Source organism: Arenibacter arenosicollis, from assembly GCF_014397245.1.
GTDB classification, from domain to species: domain Bacteria; phylum Bacteroidota; class Bacteroidia; order Flavobacteriales; family Flavobacteriaceae; genus Arenibacter; species Arenibacter arenosicollis.
This window is the reverse complement of record NZ_JACLHY010000017.1, coordinates 1-25,801: the sequence shown is the minus strand read 5'-3', so window position 1 is coordinate 25,801 and position 25,801 is coordinate 1. Positions and strand designations below refer to the sequence as shown.

Here is a 25,801-nt window from a genome sequence, read left to right as displayed (position 1 = left end):
AATTATTATGTGATAGTTGTTAAAATACGGGCTCAAGTTTTGTTTCAAAATAAAAAAATGGTTTTAATAGAGGTAATTCAGAAAATTTAACCACATCCTCTAATTTCACTGGCCTTACCAAGAAATCAAATATACAATCAAATTCATTGGCTTTTTTCCTGTTATTTTGATCAATTGAAGAAGTGATGATGGAAACATGGACCTTTGCGTTTAGAGTCTGTGAATTTAATGCCGTTAAAAATTCCCAGCCATTCATTAAGGGCATGTTTATATCCAAAAAAACTAGAAAGTTTTGATTCGAGGTGTTTCTTTCCGTAATATACTCCAATGCCGAATTGGCCTTGTTAAATATGTGGGCACTTGGCAAATTGGAGCTTTCTATTACCTTATTTAATACCAGGCATAATATTTTATCGTCATCAATTACTAAAACTTCGTATTTCATTTATAATTTTTTATTTCCACTTCATCGGTTCTTGACGAAATGTCTTTTATTATATCATCAAGTTCATTAGCAGAATTTATAATTTCCTTAAACAGGAACAATTGTTCTTCCTGCAGTGTTGTTTCACTGTCATTCAGTAAATTAACAATAGCCATAAGTCTTGCCAATGGCGCCCGAACGATGTGTGATTGTATCCACGCTATTTCCTTTAATTTAGTATTCTGATTTTCAATAGCTTTTATATACAAATTCCTTTCAGTTACATTATTGGCTAGGGCTACTTTGGATTTTTTATCATTATAACTTAGCTCATTGCTGGATATTTGAACATCTATAACGCTACCATTTTTTAATTTATGAAATTCAAATGATTTCTCTATTTCTTGTTTTTCGTTGATAGAATTCAATTCCATTGAATTCCCTTTGGATTGCAGCTCGACTTTTATGTCGTCAATCTTCATCAAAAGGAATTCCTCATAATCAAAACCGTACTCCTTGAGTGCCGCGTCATTTACGTCTAAAAATCTAAGTGTTTCTGAATCATATACCCACATGGGCTGGGGACTTAAATGGAATAAGTCATTGTATCGTTTTTCAGATTGCTCAAGGGCTAATATGAACTTATTTTGATCAATATTATACACAATACTTTTATATAGACTGAATGGAGTCAATGTATCTTTTAGCAGATAATCGGAAATGCCCATTTCTAAGGACTTGATGCTAAAGGGCATATCTGTATATCCCGTCAAAATTACCACTGGAATATCTTTGGATAAATTCAAAATCTCACGTACCAAAAGTTCACCACTCTTATCTGGTAAGGAAAGATCCAAAAATATGATATCGTAACTGGTTTCATTCTCCGACAAAAAAATATTTGCCTGTTTAAAGTTGAGCGCACTTGTAACACATGCCTCTAAAATATGTTCATCCAGGTACTCCTTTACCAGCATTAGATCACCAGGGTTATCCTCAATTATCAGTATGTTATATAATTTATTGTCCTTTTCCATATTTGTTTTATTTTCAGATATTTCAAGTGATGAAACCGTAAACCGTTCATTCTTTTTAATTTTATACTTAAAAAACCTATCTTCAACTTGGTTTATAGCAGAGTAATCAGGATGACCACAATTATTTATTGGTTTGTTACATTTTGAGGACTATTTTTTATAAAAACGAAAGGTCTTGTCCTTAAGGTTTTAACTGCAATTCTTATTTTTTCGTGACGGTGGATTTGTTTATAATAAATCCTTCATGTTAATCATTTTTGGATTTTGAAATATGTCCTTCATTATATTAAACCATTAATTTATAATACGTCTTTATTTCTTGAACTTCTTGATGGTAAAAGTAAAGGTACTTCCCTCGCCTTCTTTGGATTCTACCCAAATCGTCCCTCCCAAGGTCTCTACAATTTTCTTAGTGATAGCCAATCCCATGCCGGTTCCGGAATATTCCCCACGGGCGTGCAATCTTTTAAAAATGATGAATATTTTTTCATAATAGGCTGGATCAATCCCAATTCCATTGTCCTTTACAGAAAATTTCCATAATTTTTTTTCCTCAGAAACGGATATGGATATTTTCGGAGTAACGTCATTGTCACAATATTTAATACTATTGCTGATAAGATTTAAAAATATTTGTCTTACAGGGGATTTAAACCCAAATATTTTTGGCAATTTATCAGTAATTATTTGTGCTCCACTTTCCTGAATCTGCTTTTTGTGTAGTACAGTGACCTCTTCGATAATAGATTGGATATCTACTAGTTCCAATTTTTCAGAAATACGTCCCACTCGCGAATAATCTAATAGTTCCAATATAATCTCCCTCATTCTTGCTGCGCCGTCAACTGCCCAATAAATATACTGTTTCCCTTTTTCATCAATAGTATCTGAATATTTTTTTTCAAGTAGCGTTAGGAAGCTAGTAATCATTCTTAAAGGTTCTTGAAGGTCATGCGAGGCTACATATGCGAATTGCTCTAATTCTTCGTTGGTAGATTCCAATAATTTAGCCTTGGATGCCAGTTTATTATTTAATTTCTTTAATGAGGCTTCATATAATTTTCTATCGGTTATATCCTGAATAGCACCAACTAACCTTATCGGTTCTCCTTTGTCGCCTCTTATAATATAAACACTGTCTATTACATAAGCGTACTTTCTGCTCTTTTTTTGAAGACGATATTCATTTTTAAAAAATTCAATTTTAGGGTCTCTCAAAGAATCCGTTATCTTACAAAAAAAGGATGGGCGATCTTTGGGATGTACCAATGAAGACCATTTTTCAAGGTTTATATTATTTTCTATTACTTCATGTCCGAAACGTTCCTTAAAACCAATTCCCCAAAAAAGTGTTTTGTTCAAAACATCCCAATCCCAAATGGCATCTTGGGTTGCCCTGGCAATTTTCAAAAACCTTTCATTGGAATATTTAATCTGATCTAAAGCCTCTTTTCGGGTAGTAACGTCTTTGAAATATACTGTTAGTCCATTGGATTCCTTTGAAGGAAAAGCACTGACATCCAGCCATATATCTAAAGGTTCATACCGCGCCTCAAAATGAACGGGCTCATTTTCTTGTATAGCTAAGTGATATTGTTGATGAAATTCAGAACCTATTGCATCACTATAAATTTCCCACAAATTTTTTCCTAGTATCTCACTCTTTGGAGTTCCCAAAATGGACTCTGCTTTTTGATTCCAATAATTTACTGTCCAATTTCTATCTACGGCAAAAAATCCATCCCCAATGCTTTCCAAAATTAGAATCCTCTCTAATTCTGCAACTTTTCTGTGATCAATATCCTCAATTGTACCGTAAATTTTAATTACTTTTCCATTTACAATTTCTGGATTCCCAATAGATTTGATCCATTTTACTTTACCCTTAGCTGTAATAATTTGGGATTCATGAGATAGTATATTATGACTTTTGGTTACATTCTCAATCCAATCGAGAATCATATTTTTGTCTCTTTCCTCTTTATAAAAATCAATGGCTGTTTCTATATTAGGTTCATAGTCAGAAGGCACTTCATGTATATTTTTCGTTACTTGCGACCAGTAAATTTCTTTCTCAATCAAATCTACCTCCCAAATTCCAATTTTAGCCAATTCAGTTGCCTTATCCAGTAATTGCTCCAATTCTTTCTTTTCACTGATATCCATTCCTACTCCGTAAGAAATACCCAGGTCGGACACCGGGGAAAAATTCCAGGACAACCACAATGTTTTATTACCAAAGGTATGACTCCTTAGTTCTAATGACTCTATTGGAACCCCTCGCTCAAAGCTATCCATAATAATATCCACCTTAGATTTGTCCAAAGGATGTACAATATCCCTGAAATTAATTTGAGACAAATCTCTATTATTCAGTTCTATAATGGTGTCAAATATTGGGTTTATCTGTTTAAAATGACCTTTGTGGTCTAAACTACAGATATAACCTGGAGCAAAGGCTATCAGTTGGTTCAGTTCAACTTCAAGTTGCTTCCTCGCCAATTCAGTCCCCAACATTACCCCTAATTCCAGACAGTTTTCCTTATTGAAAGTGTTAAAATCTATTTTATCGTTGCCTGCCTGGATAATTACCCCCAATACCTCTCCCATGTATAAAATTGGGACGCCATATGCCCTTGTTAATCCCGTCGTTTTTGCTAATTCATGCCGAATAAACTCCTTATTATTATCAATATCTATCCAATACTCAATACCATTTTTTTTCCAGACTACCCCAGGTAAACCATCACCTTTATCCAGACCTTTGTAATCGAAGGCCTCTTTGGAAAAACCACTATATAAGAGATCGGTCTCGCTATGTGCCATTATATAAATTTTACTCTTATCCGAATTAACCAGCCAAATCTCCAATACATTGGATTTGTAATTATCCAATAGGATTTTAGATGTTTCAATAAGAGCATCCTTTAAATTAATTTGTTGGTTAAAAACGTTGGAAATCCTATTCAATACATTTTCAAAAATAAGTTTATTCTTTTTCTCTGTAATATCCTTTTGTATGGAAATCCAATGCGTATACAAGCCCTTTTCATTGGCAACCGGAGCAATGGACAGGTTAACCCAAAATTCTTTACCCTCCTTGGTATAGTTTAAGATATCTGTATCTATCTCTTTCCAATTTCTTAAATCCGAACCCATTTGTCGCAGGGTATTTTGGTCAGAAGAAGGTCCTTGCAATATACGCGGAGTTTTTCCTAGTACTTCCTCTTCAGTATAGCCTGTTGACTTTTTAAATGCTTCATTCACATATACTATTGTTGGGCCATTTGGATAATCCAATGGCTCCGCTTCCGTTATAATTATGGCATCAGCCGTATTACTAAGTACAGATTCAAATATTTTTAATTGATGTTCCCTTTGTTTTCGTGAGGTAATATCCTGCATGGCTCCGACCATTCTTACCCCATCCCCGTTGCTATCCCTAACTACAAATCCTTTATCCAATATTTCCAGATAATCGCCACCTTTTTTTTGGAATCTATATTCACATGTCCAATTGGTTTCAGAACCATTTATTACTTTTTCTATACTGTCAATAACCCTTTGTCTGTCCTTTGGGTGTATTTGTTTATCCCATCTTGAGAAATTTTTGGTTAGATCTATGTGAGCTTTATGTCCAAAGTTCAATTCATAATTCTCTCCCCAATGAAGTTCCCCACTTACTAAATCATAATCCCATATAACATCAGAGGTTGCCCGTGTGGCATATTTAAAACGATTGTTCGTATCTAAGAGCTTATTTCTACTTGAATAAAGTTCTGTTTGATCAAGAACAGTGGATATCATCAGGTTTTGACCATATAATGGAATGTTTTTGGCATCAATGATTTTAACCTCTCCATTTTTCCTACGTATAAGTTTTCCCTTCCAGTCCATTCTATGGTCCTCTCCACTTTGGATATCTCTATTGAATCTCCGCTTAATCTCCTTTCCTTCCATTTCACCCGGAAAAACCTTTTCAAAAAAAGTGTCTACATCCAAAAGTTCTTCTTTAGGCCATCCGTAAATTACTGAAAACCTATCATTTATCAGTGTCGCCTTTCCGCTAACCATGTCATTAACCGCAATACCAATAGGTAAATTTTCCAAAATTGTTTCAATAAATTCATTTCGTTCCAGTAGTTGCTCAGAGTTTTTCTTTTCTTCCGTAATGTCTAAAATCAAGGAATCCCAGTATACGCTTCCATTTGGTTCTTTGGTAGGACGTCCTATTCCTTTATGCCATTTGGTGGTCCCATCTGGTTGTTTAACACGCCATTCACAATCCCAATTGGTCATATGTGAGGCAGAATGTTCTATGGATTTTTTAACTTCGGGCAAATCATCTTTATAAACTAAATCCCAAATGGCTAAATTATCTTTTATTGCTTCATCGGAAGGAATCCCCCATAAATCCATAAAACCATTACTAACGTAGGCCAGTTTATCGGTGCCATTTTTATCGATTTCATATCTAAAAACAGCTCCAGGTATACTATCAGCAATTGTCAAAAATTGTTTTTCCTGTACTTTCTCTTTATTAATATTTAAATGAATACCAAACATTCTTGTCGGCTCCCCATCTTCAGAATAATTTATAACCTTTGCTCTATTTTCCACCCAAATCCATTCTTCCTGAAAATTTCGTATTCTATACTTTAGATACAACTTTTCGGAATCCCCAGACATACAATCGCTTAGACCTTTCTCAAAAAGTTTCAAATCATCTGGATAAACCATTTCTTTCCATTTATCCAACGTAAATTCTTCAATAGTCTCGGAGGAATACCCTAAGATTTCAAACCATTTATCGTTGAGGAAAATATTCCCGGATTGTATTTCCAATTCCCATGTTCCAGCATCGGTACCTTCAATTATATTTTCTAGGGTCTTATTTTTTAAACTGATGGCAGTATTTCTAGTCTCCAAATCAAATTTAATCCTTCGTAATTCTAGCAGTTTCTCAACTTGAAAGGAAAGAGATCTTAATGCTTCTTTTTGATTATCTGAAAGTTCTTTAGTCTTATGGTCAATAACGCAGAGAACAGCAAAAGGATCTCCCTCCCTATTATTTATTGGGTATCCTGCATAAAAAATTATACCAGGTTCAGTTTTCACCCAAGGGTTATCTTTAAATAGTTCATTCTGTTTCGTATTACTTACAATCATAAGTTCATCCGAATTGTTAACTACATGTCTACAGAAGGAATCCTCTATTGGAGTTTCCGAAATTTCTACCCCATAATGGGATTTAAAAAACTGATTGTTTTCATCAAAAAATGTAATCAGGGATATAGGCGTATCACAGATAATGGAAGCCAATTTTGTGATTTCATCAAATTCTTTTTCAGCGGGTGTATACAATATTTGATAAGGCTCGGACAATTTGGAAAAATTACTTTTTCTATCGCTATTTTTGTACTTCTTATTCATATTTATTTAGGGAACTGTGTATTAATTACGTTTTTTTAATTCAAGCACTTTAGTATCAGTGTAAGAATGGTGAATTAAATTTTACAGAAAAGGATTGCAATTATAATAATAATAGTACTGCAAATAATTTTTTAATTAATCCATTTTAAATTAATACCTAATAATAATGACCTTTCCTTATTATTATTGACTTGTAAGGATTTAAAATTGATTTAAAAAAATATTTTTGAGTTTTTATATTGCAAAGATTTATGGTCAATTGCCCAATTTAATTCAGGATTTGTACTCTTTGCAAATTCAAATTAACAAATCTGAACACGGTAAATACTATGTAAAAGGGATGTCGGAGAACATTATATTTATATGTAAAAAAAAATTGTAGTCGCACTAAAGTGATGACCAATGTCCTGAATTATGTGCTTTTTAAAATTACGACATAATGCACGGCACTGTTATTCCCGTAGTCAATTTGCTGATTTTTGAATGAAAGATTATTGGCTTAGCCATGAACTCCATAGCTTCCAGCAATATTGTAATATATTTTCCGCTTTGGACTAAAGTGATTGGCTTTTCTTTTATTGGGAATTACAGATTTTGATGGTATATTACCACGCTTTTGAGCCTAAAAAATTATACTATTCCTATACCAAGCTTATCCTTTTTGAGTCCTTGTGCTGAATGTTTGCATTTTAAATCATGCGTATTGATTTAGCTCCTATTATTTTAATGCCTTTTGATAATTTTTGAATAATATTTCAAAGTGATAGGAGAATTGGAGTTGTATAGTGCTAAATGACCAACCGAATCATCCACAAAGGACCAATCTAACAAATTTCCCTCCTATATGACCAAGTTTTGCCTAGGTGAAAGATGCCAATTTGATATTATGAACTTGATAAGGGTTAAGTTATAGGCAAATACGGTTATTGAAAATCGGAGTTCTACCGTATTGTATACTAAATAGAAAGTCATAAATGCTCAATAAAAGACCCTTTAAAAAATACTGTTATAATCCTAATTTGGGTATTTCAATGCGGTATATAAGGGAATAGAATAATACAATACCGCTTACATGGAGAGTTCATTCCCTTTTTCTTCTTCACTACTTTTAAGTTCTTCTGAAATAATATCACGACCATCTAGTGAAAGGTTTTTATGCGTTGTAATTTCTTTACTATATTCTTCCATTCCTGTCTGAATTGCGTGCACACGGCTATTTCCCAATTCAATATTTTTAAACATTGGAGACTTTAACTTCAATTCTTTGGCCAGCTCATAGCCTAGATTGAAGGCTTCTATGTAATCCTTATCAACTTTTAAATGTTCTTCCATAATTAAAAAGTATCACGTACGTATCTCTCAATATATTCATTAATTGAATCTCGATCGTAAAGAATTATTTTCTTTTGCGGTTGAGAAAATCGAATCTTTCCCTCATCCCTCAATTTCTGCAAGGTGGTTGTAGATTTTATATTAAGCAATAACATTGCTTCTTCCCCATCGATCCATTTAGCCGGCTTATCTCTGCGTTTAGATTCTAAATGATCCACCACCTTATCAAATAGCGCATAAAAAGCTTCTTCTTGTAGACATACCACCTGCATCGATTTAATTTTTAAAAGTTAAATGTATCGTCAACTTCATGATTTTTCATCCTAAAATATACGTATTATGTCCATGTTATACCAATTAATTAGGTTAATTGTCTATCAAATAGTCTAACGTCGTCATCTCAATCAAAGTTTATAACCTTTTCTAAAGCATCATCCGTTTCTTTGTGCATGAAATTTGATTGATAATTAACGGTGGTTGTAATGGAAGAATGCCTATATAATTTCTGAAGCATCTGAATTGGGATTTTATCCCCTGAAATATTACCGAAGCTGTGACGTGCAATATGCATACTAAGCCTTTTTTCGATTCCTAGTTTTTCCGCCACAATTTCTAATCGTCTGTTTAAATTTCTGGTTATTGTCTTAACACTTATGGCAACCTGCTTTTCGTCTCTTAGATTAATCCCTTTCAAATAAGGAAAGACCAAATCACTTTTATAATTTTTGACTGATGTGTAGGGGTTTAGGATTCTCTTTGCCTTGTCAGGTACAGCGAGAGAAACAAGTTTATTGTTCTTACCCATACGATAATAAAGTCTATCATCCTTAAAATCCGAACATTTTAATTTTAAGATATCTCCTACCCTAATCCCGGCAAAATAAAAACTCGTTAGCCATGTATTTACTGCATTTTGTTGAGCCAGTGTTAGGTTCTGTGCCATTTCTAGCAACTGGACCTCATATACATTCAATCCTATTTTTTCAGTTTCGGGAAACTTGATTTGGATCTTGCCCTTGCCGAATGGGTAGTTTCTATCATCAACTTGATATTCTTTACGAGCAAAATTATAAATAGTTCGAATGAGCATTAAATAGTTTATAACTGTTCTTGGTGCAACCTTTCTTTCATAAAGTAGAAACGTTTCGAACCCTCTTAATAAACGGACATCCAAATCAATAAAAGATAATTTCTTCCGTCTTAAAAAAGTATTGAATATTTTCAGTCTTTTTTCTTGATTGTAATGTTGGTCGAATTTTTTCCGTTTTAAAAGGTTTGCAAGGAAGATTTCGCTCACTTTGAAAAAATCAAATTTGTCCTCGCCCAGAATCTTTTTTGCCAAAGTCGAGACGGACTGTTTTTCTTCGCTAGCCTCCATTTCCAAAGCCATTTCATGAGCTTCCGAAACCTTTTTTAATAGCATATTATTAAGTCGTGAGGAATTGAGGCAACTCTTTTTTGCCAACCCTTTAGTTTCATCCCAATCCTTTTCTAGGATATACTCACCAGTAAACAAAAATTTTGACTTTCTGTATTGGGTCAATCGCAAAGCAATCGGAAATGTTCCGTCTTTCTTCCGATAATTCTTACGCAATACTATCTTTACGGTGGCCATAATAAATTGTGTTATATACATAAAGATATAAAATCTATGTACAACATATGTACAACATTTGGCGGTTTTATATGGTTTTTTATGGTTTTCCCAATTAATTGGAATCACAAAAATACACTATAACCATCTGATTATCAGTGCATTTAAAGCCATATTGACACAGGTCTCTTAGAATTCATAACCCGGAGGTCGGGGGATCGTGCCCCCCTCTCGCTACAGTATAGAAATCACCCAAAACAAGCGGTTTAGTTCACTCTAAACCGTTTTTTTATGGCTACGTTTTACGAAATAGTTACATTTGAACACAAAAGTGAACACGTTTTAGAACACAATTTGTCCAACAAGAAGAATTTCTCCTTACCAAAAATCTACACCGCCAAGGGTGACCTTTCCAAACGTTGGTATGTCTATTTTACCTTTCGCAACCCCAAGACCCAAAAGTTGGAAAGGATGAAAAATGTTTACGGGAAAGCCAATTTGTACAAGACCAAAGAGGACCGTCTTGCAGTTCTGACCGTGTATAGAAGAAACTTATTGAAACTTTTAAGGGAGGGCTATGATCCCTTTAAGAATAACAATGATCTCCATAACACCAAAAAAGATCAGATTAGTCCTGAAAACCAATCCGTTTCCCAAGTTTCGACTGTACCCACGCAATCCATAGCTAACCAGCTCAAAAAAGTTGCTGAAAAGTCGTTAAAAGAGGCCTTTGACTATGGCCTAAATCTAAAGAAACATCAAGTTAATGATAGGACGTTCCAGGATTATGGTTATAAGATCAATAGGTTTTTATTATTTATAGCCAAACATAATCCCCAGATCAAGACCATTGACCAATTGAACAAAAAAATGGTGCTGGATTTTTTGAACGATATCCTCGTAACATCCAGTCCAAGGAACAGGAACAATTTTAGGCTCATCCTTGGAAGTATAATGCAAACTTTGGAAGAAAACGAAGTAATGCCAATAAACCATATAAAAAATATTAAGGTCCTCAAATCCATCCCTGAGCGGAACAAGACCTATTCTTTGGAGATGGAAAGTAAAATCTTTGATTATCTAGAAAAGGAAGACCCTATGCTCCTACTCTACATAAAGTTTATTTCATACAATTATTTAAGGCCCATAGAGGTGTGTAGGCTCACCATTGGTGATATTGACTTGGAAAACAACACACTAAGGTTCAAGGCAAAAAATAGCCTATCAAAAACCAAGATAATACCGGAAATCTTGTTAGAAGACCTACCGGATCTTTCACAAATGGACAAGTCGCATCTTTTATTTACCCCTGATAGGATCGGAGGGGAATGGGAGACCACGGAAACCAATAGACGGGATTATTTTTCCAAGCGTTTTAAAAAGATGGTGAAATCCCATTTCAATTTAAACATGGATTATGGCCTTTATAGTTTTAGACATACCTCTATTACCAAACTGTATAGAATGTTGCTGAAAAATGCGTCGCCTTTTGAGGCAAAAAGCAAATTAATGCTCATTACAGGACATAATTCTATGGTGGCCTTACAGAAGTATTTACGAGATATTGATGCGGAACTACCTGAAGACTATTCGAATCTATTAAAATAGCACGATTATGTTAACTGTAAAAAACCTAACTATTTATTAACTTGGCATTCCATAAAAAATAGACATGGCCCTAGAAGACGCTTTTAATGATTTAAGGAACAATTTGTATAGGCCGCTTCTGTTTTTTATCCCCAAGAGTCTCGTCCCAGAAAGTAAAAAAGAGTTCTTGGATTCACCAGAATTTGCCCGATTTTTTAATACCCCGGCCATAATTGAAAAGTCCGGTGAATCCTTTGAATTAAAATCTAACCCCAATCATGTTCAAATCTTGGAAAAGCCTTCCATTCTAGTTGGGAATAATTTCCTGTTGAGCGATCAAAAAGCGGCTTTAAATTCGTTTCAATTCAGTGTGCTCTTGGAGAAGTATTTGGAGCAGCTCAAATTCTATAATACTATCGCAAGTTGGATGGCACTCCACATTAAGGAACATTGCGAAATAGAGGAAAATATTCTAGAATATTTTGAATTGCAAGATACCTTCTTTCAACACCACCTTGGCGAAATCAATGCAATATTCAATGTAAATGTTATTCCCAATACGGACCCCAAGGATGCTTTGGAGTACATTGAAAAAGACCTTCCCGCTTTTAAAAAGTTGTTTCAAACTAAAGAAAGTAACCATCCAGAACAAAATTTGGACAACCTTCCAAAGCAAAAGAATAAAAGAAAGCCTAGACCTGTATTGGTTACTGAAGAAGAGGCCAGAAACTTTCTTTTAAAATCTGTTTTTAATGTTACCGCTTAGCATTATCCTCTACTCTATTGATACAATAGTTTTAATTAACCCTACGAATTTCACCTAAATAACCCTAAAAATAGCATAAAACCACTCAGTTATACGTCAAACAAACGTATATTTGACGTAAGATGGATGGTAAACACTATATATGCAAATATTGTTATCAGGAATTTGTTCCGACCAGGCGACATGTCCAAAAGTATTGTAGCAACAGCTGTAGATCAAAGGCCCACCATATTAAAAACAGGAACAGTGTTACCCAGTCCATTGAACAATCCCCTACTTTAGAAGTGAACAAGGGAGATAAAATGAGCATGGCAGGAATAGGCAATGCAACTGCCGGTACCTTGGCCGCAGATGCTATAAAAACAATCTTCACAGGCCATGAAAACAGGCCGGCGACCAAAGGGGACATAAACATCTTAATAAATAGAATAAAACGGTTTCATAGAGTGCTCAATATGGCATTGGGCGAGAACAGCTCCGTGCCCCATTTTGATATGGAAACTAAAAAGATTGTGTATCTTGAAAACACACTTCTTGCCAAAATGGGGAAATAAGTACTATAGTCATTTCGATGAAATATATGGTCTTTCTTAAATATCACGTAATCATGGTCTAGGTCCTGCCATATATTCTTGCCAAATCACCAAAACATACTTGTCCCTTCCTTTATCGGCTTTGAACAAAAAACCATATTCATAAACAAAGAGATATACATCTCCCTTTTGGTTTTTCCAATAATGGGTGAAGAATTTAGGGTTGAACCCATTTTCGATCAGTACCGTTTTTCTTATGGTGGTATACCCCGACCTATTATATTTCTTTAGCAGTTTCCTGTTTATTTTCAATTGCCGATCTACCTTCAGATAAAATGCTTCCGTTTCCTGACGATTCTCATATTGGTTAATGGACCTACATTTTATGGAACAGAACTTTTTATCCGATCTTCCTTTTACAGTTGTACCACATACAGGGCATGTTCTAACCTTATTCATATGTAAGCGTATATTATGAGTATAATATACGGATTAAAATCAAAATCTTGATTAAACTTGTTATATGAACCCTGTAAAATGCATTACGCTTTACCACCTAATGATCAATGATCAAAAGATGATAGGCATAAAATTTTCGCCCGACAGACTTATACAAGGTTTGATCAAAAGTCTTCCTGGCCCCAAATGGAGCGAAAGATATAATATGGCCTATATCCCCAATACCAAGGGCAATTTGGGTATAATTTTCAATACCTTCAAGGGTATGGTCTGGATCAATTACAATAGGTTCCTAACGAACAGACCCATAAATACGGATAATGAATGCGTTGATGTAGAATGGTTCAGAAAAAGAAAATCCGTCGTGGAATACAGGGTCTGTCCAGAAGAATACCTTTTAAAACTTGAACTTAAAAGGTATGCCAATAGTACTGTGCGCACTTATGTTTCCTTTTTTGAAATGTTCATCAACCATTATAAAGAAAGGGAACTGAATGCTATTAACGAAAGTGACATTAGGGCCTTTCTTCAAAAACTTATCCATAGGGGCGTATCCAATTCCTATCTCAATCAAGCGATCAATGCCATAAAATTCTATTATGAAGTGGTATTAGGCATGCCCAATCGATTTTACGAGATAGAACGACCTAGAAAGGAATCCAAACTTCCAAAAGTGATCTCGAAGGAAGAGGTATTGGCGATTATCGAGAACACAAATAATATAAAACATAAATGTATCATTGAACTGCTCTATGGCTCCGGCCTTAGACGGGGTGAATTATTGAACCTGAAAATTGAGGATATTGACAGTAAGAGAATGTTGGTACGCGTGCAAGGAGGCAAAGGCAACAAGGATCGTTATACCCTTTTATCCCAAACAGCCTTGGAAGATCTTCGCGTATATTTCAAGGAATGGAAACCCCAAATATATTTGTTCGAAGGACGGAAGGCCAGCAAATATGGTGCTGAAAGTGTATTACAAATAGTTAAGGGAGCAGCCCAAAAAGCAAAGATAGGACAAAACGTTACCCCGCACGTACTCCGGCATAGTTTTGCCACCCATCTTTTGGAATCGGGTGTGGACCTTAGACAGATCCAGGTGCTTTTAGGACATGGATCCAGCAAAACGACGGAAATATATACCCATGTGGCAACAAATACTTTTAATACTATTAAAAATCCCTTAGATTAGTAATCCTAAAATAGATATATAGTAACTTGTTACTATATCCATACGTTGTAAGTAATACTCAAAACCAATGTTTAAAACCGTTTTACTGATTTTAATAGTGATTTTTATTTCGTGTAAATCAGAAAATAAAAAAAACATAGAATATACCGGTAGAATTGGAATTGAGACCTTTAGACTTCCTGGCGAAAAACATATTGACAGTATTGTTGAATATCTGAAAATTGATGGAAAAGAGTACGCCAATCAAATTTGGTTAGTTGACAAAGATAAAGATACAGTCGGAGGTAACTATTTTGATTTTTTCATTGACGATACGACCAAATTGGGAAATGCAACTCGATTATCATTTACTTTGACAAAACCTGCCATCAAATGGGATTCAGATATTTTTGTGGTTTTACCTTTTAATGATCGCGAATTAAATGATGACTTTTCAAATCTCTTAGATATAAAACTTGACACAATATATAGCTTAAAAGATGACAATATTCCACATCCGGAATTGTCAGAATTAAATTTACCGCTCAACCGAATAGCAGAGTTCGAAATAGAATATGGAAGTATTGGAAAAAAAATAATTAGAGGCTTAATTGTAGAAAGAGGAACTTTAGATGGAAAAAAATATGAACGTAGATTATTTTTTAATGATTCACTTCATGTAACCGATTAATTTTATTGGGATAAATACTACTTACAACAACACCTATAATTAATTGCGGACGGATTTCCCTTCGGAAAATCCATGCATATTTAGTATGTTTAGTCTGCGGGGCGAAATCCTGTCGGATTTCACACTGCAACTAATCATAGCTTAACCGTTGGCATTAATATTTACTCACATTTCTTAACAAAACTGAATCCACCTGAAAAACTATAAAAACCATATAAAAGAATCCATTCCTTTAGATAAGAATCCAACATTTGATATTATCATAAAAGATTGGTCTCATCAAAAAGAAAAATTATCCTTAATCGCAAGAATAAAAAACTGGTTTAAATTAAAAAAAGAAAGTGACAACGGCATAAAATATGAGAACACCGTAGAATTAATGAGTATTGACTTTGAAAAATGGGAGAAATTATGTGAGTACAATCAAGCCATGAAGTTATACAACGAATTTGACATAAGTTGGTGTTTACTAATTGACAATCTTAATGAACTTCAATTGTTCATAAACAAACATATATCAAGAAAAAAGATTTCAACTGACTTTAAAAAAGAAGGCTACTTAAGACATTTGAATTATAAATTAATAAACGCCATTTCTTCTGTTTATATATTTTACAATAATGTAATTGGACTTGTTGAAAGGAACTTTGACGACGAAACTGTTAATGAGATTGATGCAATTTTTAAAAAAATGTACGATGACTCAAAAGTTTATCGGTTCAGTTATCAATTAAGAGGATATGTAAACCATAAAAATTTGCCCATAAATGTATTGGACTCCGATCTTTCATCGGATGAATTAATTCTAACATTAAATACATACAAACTTTTTAATTCTAGTTATAGTTGGAATGCCAAGGTTAAAAAAGAATTTGAAGACGCTCAGGAAATTTCAATAAAGACTATCATCATTAATCTATTCGCTGTCTATTTTGAGTACTATCCAATGATATTAAAGGCAATAAAGGACAAACTTCAACCTTACAACAAAATAATTGACGAACTGGAATTAAAATTTAATCCTAACCAAACACACACACTGCGAGTAATGTGGGATTTAGATAAAAGAGTTGAAGAAATCATAAAACAAATGAAACCATTTAGTCAAGAGGAGTTAATAAGAATAATTCAAAAGGAAAATTTGAATAATCTTTTAGAAGTTAATCTGAATTTAACAGCTAATGAAGTATTCGAGCAAAGATTAGGTTATACATTGGCACCAGACCATTTTCATATGTATCATTCTGGATTAAGAAATAAGTTTAATGAAAAATAAAATACTAATGCCAACACAGTGTATAATTAATTGCGGTTGGATTTTCCCTGCGGAAAATCCACGCATATTTAATATGTTTATTGTGCGGGCCGAAATCCTGTTGGATTTCACTCCGCAACTAATCATAGCTAAACGTTGCCATTAATTTTGACCAAACAGATGAACAAAGTTTTACTTTTTATATTTCTGACTTTTTTAACTCTAAGTTGCACCCACATAAATAGCGGAGAAAATACCATTGCGAAATTGGAAAGTCTGGGCGCAGAAAATGATAGCTTGAAAAAAATTATTGCGGAAATAAATGAAAAATATGTGTTCGACAGTATTTCAGTTCGAGATATTCCTTCTTACAAAAACAAATATGAACTGAATTCAAAAATTACTGGTGAAATAGTTTTTGTTGGATATAACTTAAATGATAAATCTTGGGCGATTAAGTTTGATAGCACTAATTACGACAATGGACGAAAATTAATTAATCCAGACACTTTGAAAAATATAAAAGGTGGTTACCGATATGAACAAATTTTAGATTCTGATTTCAATATCATAAGAGCGGACTTGAAAACAGAAAATGAATATGGAAAACCTTTCAATATAGTTTACCATACCGCAATACGAACGAAAAAAAACTAATGGCAACAATGTATAACCGCAATTACGGCGGATTCGACTACGTCCGAATCCACTCGGAATTGCTAACGTCAGTTCTAAACTGAAAATAATCGCTAATTTAATCCGTAACTGACGGTTATACGAGACCGTTGTAAGTAATACTCAAAACCAATGTTTAAAACCGTTTTACTGATTTTAATAGTGATTTTTATTTCGTGTAAATCAGAAAATAAAAAAAACATAGAATATACCGGTAGAATTGGAATTGAGACCTTTAGACTTCCTGGCGAAAAACATATTGACAGTATTGTTGAATATCTGAAAATTGATGGAAAAGAGTACGCCAATCAAATTTGGTTAGTTGACAAAGATAAAGATACAGTCGGAGGTAACTATTTTGATTTTTTCATTGACGATACGACCAAATTGGGAAATGCAACTCGATTATCATTTACTTTGACAAAACCTGCCATCAAATGGGATTCAGATATTTTTGTGGTTTTACCTTTTAATGATCGCGAATTAAATGATGACTTTTCAAATCTCTTAGATATAAAACTTGACACAATATATAGCTTAAAAGATGACAATATTCCACATCCGGAATTGTCAGAATTAAATTTACCGCTCAACCGAATAGCAGAGTTCGAAATAGAATATGGAAGTATTGGAAAAAAAATAATTAGAGGCTTAATTGTAGAAAGAGGAACTTTAGATGGAAAAAAATATGAACGTAGATTATTTTTTAATGATTCACTTCATGTAACCGATTAATTTTATTGGGATAAATACTACTTACAACAACACCTATAATTAATTGCGGACGGATTTCCCTTCGGAAAATCCATGCATATTTAGTATGTTTAGTCTGCGGGGCGAAATCCTGTCGGATTTCACACTGCAACTAATCATAGCTTAACCGTTAGAGGCAATAAACCACACCCCAATTGTAAGTGAATTCAAGAAAATCCATAGCAGTCCTCCCTTTTACTGACCTCAGTCTTGATGGAAGCAATGAATTCATCTGCAATGGTATCTCGGAGGAGATCATCAATGCACTGGCCAAAATCGATGGTTTGAAAGTCATCTCGCGCACATCCAGCTTCTTTTTCAAAAACCACAAAGCCTCTCTTGACGAAATTGCCACAAAGCTAGGTGTAGCAATCCTTTTAGAGGGTAGTGCACAGATTCATGATGGTAAAATTCGAGTTCGTGCCAAGCTGATAGATGTAGAAGAGGATACACATTTCTGGTCAGAGACCTGGGATCGAAAGCTGGAAAATCTTTTTGAAACTCAAGATGAAATCAGCTTGCTTATTGCTGATAAAATTCGAGAGCAATATGGTCATTTAAACATATCCAGCCGGCTGGTGAACAGCCCTACAAAGAGTGTTTCATCGTACGAGCATCTATTAAGAGGGCGCCATCATTTCTACAAGTGGAATCCTGAGGATACTCACCTGGCCATTGAGCACTTTGAAAAATCCATAGCACTGGATGAAGAACTCGTTGAGGGTTACCTCGGGATAGCCGACAGCTATAGCTTTATGGCAGTTGCGGGTTTTGCCCCACGTGAAGAAGCATGGCAAAAAAGTATAGCAGCAATCGCCTCAGCGAAAAATCTCGACCCTGACCATGCTGGACTCAATTACATGCTGGGTATGCAGTACTTCTTCACTGAGGCAGATTTTGCCAGAGCTATGCAATATGGCATGAGGTCTCTGGCGGCCAAGCCTACATACTCAGAAGCCCATCAGTTTGTTTCCTTTCTTCATTCTATTAATGGGGACTTTAAAAAGGCTTGGGAGCATATTCATTTTGCCAAATCAATAGACCCACTGAATCCGGAGACCAGATTCTATGAAGCTAATTATTACTATCGGGTGGGTGAAAATGACAAAGCCAAAGAGATTCTAAACGAATTACTGGAAGCCAATGACAAAAACCTTCCAGCAATTCTCGTCAATATCTATATCCTTATTCAGGAACTTCAACTCGAATTAGCTTGCCAGACACTAGATAAAATTCCAGAGCAAGCCCTTACCCCAGATGAAAAACTAGGCCTCTTTGCTTTGATCGAAGCAAAGGATGGAAAAAGCACTACTCATTTGCAAAAGTTGGAAAAGCATGCTCAGGAGCCAGAAGCCCATCATGCTCATGCTTACCTTTTTCTTACGTATGCCAATCTGGGTCGATATGACGAAGCGTTTAGTATTTTAGAGAAACTTTTTGAAAGCACCTCTTCAATCCTCCTACTTGCCTTTAGTGATCCGTTGGGAGTACCGATTCATTCAGAGTCAAGATATTTAGAATTTCACGCCAGGGTTTATCCTAAAATTGGAGAAAAAACAAAGGTTAAAAAAGCCAGACAATTAGATCACACTATCACAAAAGAACAGGTGGAGAAAATACAAACGTATGTGGAATCAGAGCGACCGTACCTCAACCCTTCACTTACGCTGCGTTCGCTAGCTGAGCAAGTAGAGATTCATCCTAATCAGCTTTCATGGTTATTGAATGAATCTATTGGCAAAAACTTTAACGAGTTTATTAATCATAAGCGCATTGAACACTTCAAAAAACTCGTCCTTGATCCAGACAATTCACATATTTCGTTTATCGGGCTGGCCTATGAGAGTGGCTTTAACTCTAAGACCGTTTTCAATACAGCATTCAAAAAAGAAGTAGGTATGACACCTAAAGAATTCCAGAAAAGTCAGGCATAAACAGCTTTTGAGTTCCGAATTATAATTCCGAACCTCTTCTTAATATTCCGAACTTATTCTCCTTCACTTCTCTCTTTCTTTGTCCTGAATAAAACACAAAACCATGACTCAGACAATGAAAGCAATAGTAGCATCAGGATATGGTTCACCTGGGGTACTCCATTTACAAGAAGTAATCAAGCCCATTCCCAAAGCCAATGAAGTTTTGGTGAGGGTTATGACCGCCTCTGCTACCACCGCTGATGCCATGATGCGCACAGGAAAACCCTATATAGCCAGACTGTTTGTAGGGATAACCAAACCCAAGAAGGCCATTCCCGGAACCGGTTTTGCTGGAGTCGTTGAGCAAGTTGGCCAAGGAGTCACTGAATTTGAAATTGGTGATCGAGTATTTGGAGAAACTACTTTTGGTTTCAGCTCCAATGCAGAATACCTGACCATATCGCAGAATGGTGTCATTCTGCCTATGCCGGAAAATCTGGATTTTTCTGAGGCTGCTAACTTCTGCGATGGACATTTGACTTCCTATAATTTCCTGAAAGAAATTGCTAAAGTGAAGCCCAGACAGAGAGTATTGATCAATGGGGCCTCAGGTGCGCTGGGGACTTCCGCCATTCAAATAGCCAGGGCTATGGGAGCACATGTAACAGCTGTGTGTAGTGGTAGAAATGTTGGATTGGTGCGGTCCTTGGGTGCTGATGAGGTGATTGACTATTTACAGAAAGATTTCACCAAGAGTGACAGAAAATACGACTATGTATATGACACGATTGGGAAAAGCTCCTTTTCAGCGTGCAAAAATATCCTCTCAGAAAAGGGTCTCTACTTATCCCCTGTTCTGAAATTTTCTTTGCTCCTCCAAATGATTAAAACGTCACTTTTTGGTCAGAAGAAAGCAAAGTTTGAAGCAACAGGTGCCAACAAAGAAGAAAAGCTCCGCTACCTGCTTTCAGAAGTGTTAGATATCTACAAAGAGGGAAGGCTAAAGACAGTCATTGATCGCCAGTTTCCATTAGAAAAAGTGGCAGAAGCACATCGATACATTGATGCTGGTCATAAAAGAGGCAATGTGGTCATTGTAACCTCTTAAAGCCGAAGAAGTCAAAAAGCTTTCGGTATCGCCATTGGTTTTCTAATGGAAATACCAGTAGACGAAGAAGTTGACAAAATTTAAACAATCTGAATTTTTAAAAATTAAAACCATTAGTACCATGAAAAATCTATTTACAATTCTTCTATTTTCTTGCACGTTTAGTGCTTTTGCTCAAACTAGCTCACCGGAGAGTGTAGAAACAGAAGTAGCCCATAAGTGGAGGGTAAGTTTACCTTATTTTATTATTACAGATCGCATTGGACGGAACTTTGGGGACTGGGACTCCCCCACAAGTACACAAATGATAGAGCTACATGTAAAACGCAACCTGGATAATAAGAACATCATAGGATTGAAGTTTGCCTCCTGGCGATTGTTTCAACCAATGGGAATCCAGTGGTGGGATGGTCTTTTGGATAAGTTAGAAACAGAAAGTGAATTTTATCCAGGACATGTGCGAGAAACAGGAATAGGCTTAACGTATCAACGCATGTTATGGAAAGGACTATTCGCAACTGTTGAAGTCTTACCGCAATTCCAAACCTATCTGGATATTGAGGGCAACAAAGTTGGAAATGGCTTTAAAGTGTATAATTCGTATCACTTAGGCTACCATATCGCATTTGGTAAGAAAAAAAGAATTTTTATCGAACCTCAGGTTCATTGTCAACACTGGATGTTTGATAACAATGCTCCTGCTGGATTTAAGAAATTGGACGATAAATGGAGAAACTACTTTCTTTTTGAGCCCAATATATACGTAGGGTTTAATTTCTAAAGTTTAGCTGCCTTTAAGAAGCAGTGGGAAACACTAAAAAAAAGTACTACTAAGAAGGCCCATAACCTGATACTATGTTTAAATCAACAAAAGGAAAGAACGAAATACTTCGTCTCTACGATAAAAAACTGGCAAGCCTCAATATCGACTATGAATATTTAACATTAGAAACCGATTTTGGAAAGACCAACATCATAGCTACAGGAGATCCAGCCAATCCTCCGATTATTATTGTTCATGGATCGAACGGCTGTGCTCCTATTGCTCTCGAGACGTATGCTAATCTGCATAAGAAGTTCATAATTTTTGCGGTTGATGTTTTGGCTCAGCCCAATAAAAGTGCTGAGAATCGCCTGAGCATGAAAGATGACTCCTATGGAAAATGGATGAATGAAATCATAGATGAGCTAAAGATTGACTCAGTAACTATGGCTGGATTCTCTTTTGGCGGATTGATCATCTTGAAAACACTGGAACATGATGAAGCAAAAATCAGGGAGGTGTACTTATCTGCACCTGCTTATATCGTAAATGGAAATCCATTTAAGGCTTTGTTCAAGGTCTTCATCCCAATGAAAAGGTACATGAAGACCAAAAAAGTAAAGTATGTTGAGAGGTTTTTATCACATCTATTTACCGATCGGGATGAGTTTGCCATCAAATTACTCTCTAAAGTGTTTTTAGAATTTGACATGGACTTTTCTCCGGTTCCGGTTATTGATGCTAACAAAGCAGGGAAAATCACAACACCGATTCATCTTTTTGCGGCGCAAGACGACATCCTGTTCCCAGGAAAGAAAATGATAAAGCGGGCAGTTAAGATATTCCCCTCACTGAAAACAAGTTCGCTTTTGGAACACTCAAAACATGTGCAAAACAAAGAACAAAATGAACAGATTGAACGCGAGATCATGAGGTTAGGAGCACAGGATACAACATGAAGCATCCGGGATGGCTGCTTAGGTTACTCTTATCTGATTCAAGAAAAATGAAAAATATGAAAGCGATTAAAAAAATTATGAAAGAGAAGTTGAAAGATATAACCGGAATGATGCTAGGTATCCTTTTGGGAGTAATCATAGGAATCGCTCAGGACAACATTGGATTATGGATAAGCCTGGGATTGGCCAACGGTGTGGCCATCGACTACACAAGAAAAAATGAATCAAAACATAAAAAACACAGAGAATGATTATCGGATGCTCATTCCTCTCTCCTTTTCTAAATGACTATAAATAACTGAATGGAATTTGTAGCAATCGCAATTTTAAAAAATCAACTACATGTATTATGAAAAATCTATTTACAATTCTTTTATTGTCTTGCACGCTTAGTGCTTTGGCGGAAAATAAATGACATGTTGGCAATAATTTAAACGAGATATATGAAATTTAATATACTAATTGCTTTTAGCATCGTGTTCTTACTCTATTCCTGCATCCAGGAACAAGAGGACGCAGATTTAATTACTGTTACCAAACATATTGACGATTACTTAACCCAAAGTGCTTCGAACGGCTTTTCCGGATCTGTTTTAGTTGCTAAAAAAGGAGGAATCATTTTATCGAAAGGATATGGATGGGCAGATAGGGAAAATAAGATACCCAACTCACCTTCAACGGTTTTTAATATTGGTTCTGTAACTAAACAATTTACTGCATCAGCTATTTTGAAACTTGTAGAGCAAGGAAAGATCAAAACATCAGATAAAATCGGTTCTTATTTTGACCAGGAACTTATCGACAAAAGGGATATAACGATTCATCAATTATTAACTCATACATCAGGGATATCTAATATAACTGGAGGTTTTAGATACGAAGAAGCAAGCAAAGAACAGTTTTTAACAGACTTTTTTGAATCAGAATTACAATCTAAACCTGGAACAAAGTACCAATATGCAAATGCCAACTACATCTTGCTCACTGCTATATTAGAGTCTGTTTCAAATCAAACGTATGGTTCTTTTCTGCAGGACTATTTATTCGAACCTTCTCAAATGAAAAGCACGGGATATAAAAGCATCAATTTTCATACCGAAAGACTGGCACATGGTTACTACTACAACAGAACCGATGAGCAGTGGGCAGACTGGGGAACCACCCAGCAACACCTTCCTTACAATGATAATCATTGGTATAGCATAGGTAAAGGAGATATTCATTCTACCGTTGAGGATCTCTATAAATGGCATGTGGCGTTAGAAGACAACCTCGTTTTAACATCCAAATCAAGGGCAGTCCAGGAAACACCACATGTTGCCGAGAATGATGAAATGACATCCTTTTATGGGTATGGTTGGGCAATCTCTAAAACCAATAGAGAAACCAAGATGGTTGCCCACAATGGTAGTAATGGATTGTATTTTGCAGATTTTGTAAGATTTGTAGAGGATGATGCAGTTGTCATATACATCACAAATGCGTTTTTAGGAAGTGAGTCAGAAAACGTTGGCAGAGAGATAGGCAAAATGATTTTTGATACTGATTATAAGGCTACACCCATTCCTAAAAACATCTATGAATTGATTCATGGGTTTATGAAAACAAATCCATCTGAAAATGCAGAAAGATTACCGGATTTCGTACGTACAGAACTTAAAGGAGAATTCATTAACCCTTCAATACTCAATATACTGGGGTATAGCAGGCTGAAAAAAGAAGACAATCCTGGTTGGGCACTAGCCTTATTTAAACTCAATGTGAAACTATTTCCAAAAGATGGTAATTTATGGGATTCGTTGGGTGAAGCTTACCTAAAATACAACAATAAAGAAGAAGCTATAAAAAGTTATACAAAGGCGGTTGAATTGGGTAGTGAAGAGTCAATGGAAACATTGAATGAATTATTAGAAAACGAGTAGAGGCAAAACGATTTCTTCGCCCATCAGAGTCTCCCACTTTGAACCATATCAAAACATTTTTTTTTGAAACCGAATAATTAAAAAATGGAAATAAGAAAGATTATTGGAATAGTATTCTAGATTGAACAAAAGCATTTGATAAGAAATAATAACAGCCAAAAATCAACCTACTTTGAAAATTAGAACCGTTATGTTTATTTCAATCTTGACTCTTACTGCTTGTAGTAGCCAGCCTGAGGTCACCAAACAATCAATGCTGGCCGACTATCAAGTTGGTGAAAAGTGGGTTTGGAAGTACAAAGGCGTAACCACTGCCGGAAAAGTTCGCTCGGACGAAACAAATACTCGGGAGATTATCAGTATTGATGGCGCCTTAGCCAAGAAAATGAGCCACGACACTGTTCTCGTCTCAGACATCGTGAAACCGGAAGAAAGCGAAACGCCCAAGTATGCCTGGCCTTTGGAGGTTGGCAAAAAAATGGAAATACGAAAATAACTGGACAAGTGAAGACGGCACAACTGGAAACCAAAGTCAGGATGCGGAGGTATTATTTTATCAGAAGGAAACGGTGAAAGCAGGAACATTTATGGCCTATACTATTAAATACACGGGTAAGATTTCTAATTCTAGAGGATATAGCGCAGATGAAGAAGAGATCTGATTGTATGCTCCAGAAGTGAAAACCTTTATTAAACTGACTCAGTCTCAGGGTGATTTTTTGTATGTCGAGGAACTAATCGAGTATTCAAGACCCGAATAAATAGCAAAAAAAGCCTCTAACAAATGATATAGCACATGCCTCTACTGATTTACTTGGAACTGAAATGCAAAACCGATACTTTAGTGAATATTAAAAAAGTTCAGAGACACGTGCCATATCTGGCCGTTGCCAAACATTTTGGTACAAGTAGAAAAGTCCATTCTTTATCCCAAATTCTGTTTATTAAAACTCGAACGTACCCTGGATGTAATACTCAGACGTAAATGGATTTTAGCTTGATTCGGAGGGCTACGGAGGGGTTCGCAAGGCCTTCTTACTCGGACGCACTCAAAACGCAAGCAGAACGCCAGCTTTTACTCGGACGGAAAATAAAAACGATTTGGCAACAAAACCTATAAGTAATGCGGGCCCTGGTGTCCGATCCCAAGTTTTGTCTATATTTATGAGGGCGCAAAATCTTTTCGATTTTGCTCTGATAATAAAAGATAAACCAAAACTAAAAGCTTTTGCTAGGTGAATGACGGAAGTTAAGCGCATGTTTGCTCCCGCACTACTCATAGCTCGGGCGTTGTACGCAAGCAGGTACGTTAAAGGGACATCCTTTACAAAGTTAAAGTCACATAGTTTACACTTTTTTAGGTTATAATTTGAGATCAAAATCAAATTATCATGCCTTGGAAAGAAACAACAACTATGGAACA

Annotated in this window: 23 protein-coding genes; 16 read left to right on the top strand and 7 right to left on the bottom strand. The window is 35.5% G+C overall.

Translation table 11 applies throughout. The annotated features are described in order from the left end of the window. Positions 1 to 19 precede the first annotated feature (19 nt). From H4O18_RS15325 to H4O18_RS15300, 6 genes are all read right to left on the bottom strand, one after another. Positions 20 to 445: a response regulator gene (locus tag H4O18_RS15325; protein ID WP_187586121.1), complete on the bottom strand. Its 426-nt coding sequence runs from the start codon at positions 443 to 445 to the stop codon at positions 20 to 22. Further along, complete coding sequence (locus H4O18_RS15320; RefSeq protein WP_187586120.1) at positions 442 to 1,461, bottom strand: response regulator; 1,020 nt, start codon at positions 1,459 to 1,461, stop codon at positions 442 to 444. The genes H4O18_RS15325 and H4O18_RS15320 overlap by 4 nt, the downstream gene beginning before the upstream one ends. A 312-nt stretch (positions 1,462 to 1,773) precedes the next feature. Next, positions 1,774 to 6,894 (bottom strand): PAS domain-containing protein, encoded by a 5,121-nt coding sequence (locus H4O18_RS15315; protein ID WP_187586118.1) that lies wholly within the window; start codon positions 6,892 to 6,894, stop codon positions 1,774 to 1,776. A 1,068-nt stretch (positions 6,895 to 7,962) separates the two neighbouring features. Then, on the bottom strand, positions 7,963 to 8,226 hold the full coding sequence (locus tag H4O18_RS15310; protein ID WP_187586116.1) for a hypothetical protein: 264 nt from the start codon (positions 8,224 to 8,226) through the stop codon (positions 7,963 to 7,965). A gap of 2 nt (positions 8,227 to 8,228) precedes the next feature. After that, on the bottom strand, positions 8,229 to 8,498 hold the full coding sequence (locus H4O18_RS15305) for a helix-turn-helix domain-containing protein (RefSeq protein ID WP_187586114.1): 270 nt from the start codon (positions 8,496 to 8,498) through the stop codon (positions 8,229 to 8,231). Positions 8,499 to 8,626: 128 nt separating this feature from the next. Beyond that, the gene (locus H4O18_RS15300; RefSeq protein WP_246474331.1) at positions 8,627 to 9,820 is read right to left on the bottom strand and encodes a tyrosine-type recombinase/integrase; all 1,194 of its coding nucleotides are present in this window, start codon (positions 9,818 to 9,820) and stop codon (positions 8,627 to 8,629) included. Between the two features lie 291 nt (positions 9,821 to 10,111). Here H4O18_RS15300 and H4O18_RS15295 point away from each other — a divergent pair, with 291 nt between their 5' ends. From H4O18_RS15295 to H4O18_RS15285, 3 genes are all read left to right on the top strand, one after another. After that, the gene (locus H4O18_RS15295) at positions 10,112 to 11,428 is read left to right on the top strand and encodes a tyrosine-type recombinase/integrase (protein WP_187586110.1); all 1,317 of its coding nucleotides are present in this window, start codon (positions 10,112 to 10,114) and stop codon (positions 11,426 to 11,428) included. A 64-nt stretch (positions 11,429 to 11,492) separates the two neighbouring features. After that, positions 11,493 to 12,173, top strand: a complete 681-nt coding sequence (locus H4O18_RS15290; RefSeq protein WP_187586108.1) for a hypothetical protein — start codon at positions 11,493 to 11,495, stop codon at positions 12,171 to 12,173. 122 nt (positions 12,174 to 12,295) lie between these two features. Beyond that, positions 12,296 to 12,727 carry a hypothetical protein gene (locus H4O18_RS15285; RefSeq protein ID WP_187586106.1) on the top strand — a complete coding sequence of 144 codons (432 nt, stop codon included), beginning with the start codon at positions 12,296 to 12,298 and terminating at the stop codon, positions 12,725 to 12,727. Between the two features lie 51 nt (positions 12,728 to 12,778). Here the strand turns inward: H4O18_RS15285 and H4O18_RS15280 are convergent, their stop codons facing one another. Next, complete coding sequence (locus H4O18_RS15280; RefSeq protein WP_187586104.1) at positions 12,779 to 13,165, bottom strand: hypothetical protein; 387 nt, start codon at positions 13,163 to 13,165, stop codon at positions 12,779 to 12,781. 64 nt (positions 13,166 to 13,229) lie between these two features. On the opposite strand from H4O18_RS15280, the gene xerA reads away from it, so the two are divergent. From xerA to H4O18_RS22240, 13 genes are all read left to right on the top strand, one after another. Next, the gene (xerA, locus tag H4O18_RS15275) at positions 13,230 to 14,357 is read left to right on the top strand and encodes a site-specific tyrosine recombinase/integron integrase (RefSeq protein ID WP_246474329.1); all 1,128 of its coding nucleotides are present in this window, start codon (positions 13,230 to 13,232) and stop codon (positions 14,355 to 14,357) included. A 67-nt stretch (positions 14,358 to 14,424) separates the two neighbouring features. Then, a complete protein-coding gene (locus H4O18_RS15270; RefSeq protein ID WP_187586100.1) occupies positions 14,425 to 15,027 on the top strand; it encodes a hypothetical protein in 603 nt (200 codons plus the stop codon). Positions 15,028 to 15,406: 379 nt separating this feature from the next. Beyond that, positions 15,407 to 16,303 (top strand): hypothetical protein, encoded by an 897-nt coding sequence (locus H4O18_RS15265; RefSeq protein ID WP_187586102.1) that lies wholly within the window; start codon positions 15,407 to 15,409, stop codon positions 16,301 to 16,303. Positions 16,304 to 16,462: 159 nt separating this feature from the next. Next, a complete protein-coding gene (locus tag H4O18_RS15260) occupies positions 16,463 to 16,939 on the top strand; it encodes a hypothetical protein (protein WP_246474327.1) in 477 nt (158 codons plus the stop codon). A 150-nt stretch (positions 16,940 to 17,089) separates the two neighbouring features. Beyond that, positions 17,090 to 17,692, top strand: coding sequence for a hypothetical protein (locus tag H4O18_RS15255; protein WP_187586100.1), 603 nt, complete (start codon positions 17,090 to 17,092; stop codon positions 17,690 to 17,692). Between the two features lie 179 nt (positions 17,693 to 17,871). After that, the gene (locus H4O18_RS22500) at positions 17,872 to 19,644 is read left to right on the top strand and encodes a helix-turn-helix domain-containing protein (protein ID WP_187586098.1); all 1,773 of its coding nucleotides are present in this window, start codon (positions 17,872 to 17,874) and stop codon (positions 19,642 to 19,644) included. A gap of 115 nt (positions 19,645 to 19,759) precedes the next feature. Beyond that, positions 19,760 to 20,734, top strand: a complete 975-nt coding sequence (locus H4O18_RS15245) for an NAD(P)-dependent alcohol dehydrogenase (protein WP_187586222.1) — start codon at positions 19,760 to 19,762, stop codon at positions 20,732 to 20,734. Between the two features lie 121 nt (positions 20,735 to 20,855). Beyond that, the gene (locus H4O18_RS15240; protein WP_187586096.1) at positions 20,856 to 21,515 is read left to right on the top strand and encodes a hypothetical protein; all 660 of its coding nucleotides are present in this window, start codon (positions 20,856 to 20,858) and stop codon (positions 21,513 to 21,515) included. 74 nt (positions 21,516 to 21,589) lie between these two features. Next, positions 21,590 to 22,456: an alpha/beta fold hydrolase gene (locus H4O18_RS15235; RefSeq protein WP_187586094.1), complete on the top strand. Its 867-nt coding sequence runs from the start codon at positions 21,590 to 21,592 to the stop codon at positions 22,454 to 22,456. 56 nt (positions 22,457 to 22,512) lie between these two features. Continuing rightward, positions 22,513 to 22,707: a glycine zipper domain-containing protein gene (locus tag H4O18_RS15230; RefSeq protein WP_187586230.1), complete on the top strand. Its 195-nt coding sequence runs from the start codon at positions 22,513 to 22,515 to the stop codon at positions 22,705 to 22,707. Positions 22,708 to 22,899: 192 nt separating this feature from the next. After that, positions 22,900 to 24,378, top strand: coding sequence for a serine hydrolase (locus H4O18_RS15225; protein ID WP_187586092.1), 1,479 nt, complete (start codon positions 22,900 to 22,902; stop codon positions 24,376 to 24,378). Between the two features lie 172 nt (positions 24,379 to 24,550). After that, a complete protein-coding gene (locus H4O18_RS22245) occupies positions 24,551 to 24,874 on the top strand; it encodes a hypothetical protein (protein WP_246474325.1) in 324 nt (107 codons plus the stop codon). After that, positions 24,846 to 25,040, top strand: a complete 195-nt coding sequence (locus H4O18_RS22240; protein WP_246474323.1) for a hypothetical protein — start codon at positions 24,846 to 24,848, stop codon at positions 25,038 to 25,040. Before H4O18_RS22245 ends, H4O18_RS22240 begins: the two co-directional genes overlap by 29 nt. Positions 25,041 to 25,801 lie beyond the last annotated feature (761 nt).

What these genes read in the sequence shown, in the direction of transcription:
- H4O18_RS15320 (WP_187586120.1), bottom strand. Translation starts at nt 1,461, where the DNA reads ATGGAAAAGGACAATAAATTATATAACATACTGATAATTGAGGATAAC.
- H4O18_RS15310 (WP_187586116.1), bottom strand. Translation starts at nt 8,226, where the DNA reads ATGGAAGAACATTTAAAAGTTGATAAGGATTACATAGAAGCCTTCAAT.
- H4O18_RS15280 (WP_187586104.1), bottom strand. Translation starts at nt 13,165, where the DNA reads ATGAATAAGGTTAGAACATGCCCTGTATGTGGTACAACTGTAAAAGGA.
- H4O18_RS15235 (WP_187586094.1), top strand. Translation starts at nt 21,590, where the DNA reads ATGTTTAAATCAACAAAAGGAAAGAACGAAATACTTCGTCTCTACGAT.
- H4O18_RS15265 (WP_187586102.1), top strand. Translation starts at nt 15,407, where the DNA reads ATGAGTATTGACTTTGAAAAATGGGAGAAATTATGTGAGTACAATCAA.
- H4O18_RS15255 (WP_187586100.1), top strand. Translation starts at nt 17,090, where the DNA reads ATGTTTAAAACCGTTTTACTGATTTTAATAGTGATTTTTATTTCGTGT.
- H4O18_RS15305 (WP_187586114.1), bottom strand. Translation starts at nt 8,498, where the DNA reads ATGCAGGTGGTATGTCTACAAGAAGAAGCTTTTTATGCGCTATTTGAT.
- H4O18_RS15270 (WP_187586100.1), top strand. Translation starts at nt 14,425, where the DNA reads ATGTTTAAAACCGTTTTACTGATTTTAATAGTGATTTTTATTTCGTGT.
- H4O18_RS15295 (WP_187586110.1), top strand. Translation starts at nt 10,112, where the DNA reads ATGGCTACGTTTTACGAAATAGTTACATTTGAACACAAAAGTGAACAC.
- H4O18_RS15225 (WP_187586092.1), top strand. Translation starts at nt 22,900, where the DNA reads ATGAAATTTAATATACTAATTGCTTTTAGCATCGTGTTCTTACTCTAT.
- xerA (WP_246474329.1), top strand. Translation starts at nt 13,230, where the DNA reads ATGAACCCTGTAAAATGCATTACGCTTTACCACCTAATGATCAATGAT.
- H4O18_RS15285 (WP_187586106.1), top strand. Translation starts at nt 12,296, where the DNA reads ATGGATGGTAAACACTATATATGCAAATATTGTTATCAGGAATTTGTT.
- H4O18_RS15260 (WP_246474327.1), top strand. Translation starts at nt 16,463, where the DNA reads ATGAACAAAGTTTTACTTTTTATATTTCTGACTTTTTTAACTCTAAGT.
- H4O18_RS15325 (WP_187586121.1), bottom strand. Translation starts at nt 445, where the DNA reads ATGAAATACGAAGTTTTAGTAATTGATGACGATAAAATATTATGCCTG.
- H4O18_RS15290 (WP_187586108.1), top strand. Translation starts at nt 11,493, where the DNA reads ATGGCCCTAGAAGACGCTTTTAATGATTTAAGGAACAATTTGTATAGG.
- H4O18_RS15240 (WP_187586096.1), top strand. Translation starts at nt 20,856, where the DNA reads ATGAAAAATCTATTTACAATTCTTCTATTTTCTTGCACGTTTAGTGCT.
- H4O18_RS15230 (WP_187586230.1), top strand. Translation starts at nt 22,513, where the DNA reads ATGAAAGCGATTAAAAAAATTATGAAAGAGAAGTTGAAAGATATAACC.
- H4O18_RS15315 (WP_187586118.1), bottom strand. Translation starts at nt 6,894, where the DNA reads ATGAATAAGAAGTACAAAAATAGCGATAGAAAAAGTAATTTTTCCAAA.
- H4O18_RS15245 (WP_187586222.1), top strand. Translation starts at nt 19,760, where the DNA reads ATGAAAGCAATAGTAGCATCAGGATATGGTTCACCTGGGGTACTCCAT.